Here is a 418-nt window from a genome sequence, read left to right on the forward strand (position 1 = left end):
AATCCACGAGGTCGCAAAGACCTCGACGTTATACTGGAGCCTACAACAAAGGCGAAGCCGGAATTTCAATCCACGAGGTCGCAAAGACCTCGACAAGGTAAAACGCAATGAAAAGAAAAGAGCTAAGAATTTCAATCCACGAGGTCGCAAAGACCTCGACATGCATTCATTTAAAGCGTATAACGCCATATAAATTTCAATCCACGAGGTCGCAAAGACCTCGACCTCTATCTGAAATCATCCAGATACCTAAGCTATATTTCAATCCACGAGGTCGCAAAGACCTCGACGTCCAGAACTTGCACATCTTACTGGTGATTTATCATTTCAATCCACGAGGTCGCAAAGACCTCGACACAAATTGGGGAAAGCATTACTTTTATTTGCAATATTTCAATCCACGAGGTCGCAAAGACCT

General features: G+C 43.8%; 1 CRISPR repeat array.

The features are described from left to right. Positions 1-62 precede the first annotated feature (62 nt). Positions 63-356: direct repeats of the CRISPR family, unit length 32 nt; unit sequence ATTTCAATCCACGAGGTCGCAAAGACCTCGAC. Positions 357-418 lie beyond the last annotated feature (62 nt).

The sequence above is a fragment of the Clostridium sp. KLE 1755 genome, from assembly GCF_000466465.2.
GTDB classification, from domain to species: Bacteria; Bacillota; Clostridia; order Lachnospirales; family Lachnospiraceae; genus Eisenbergiella; species Eisenbergiella porci.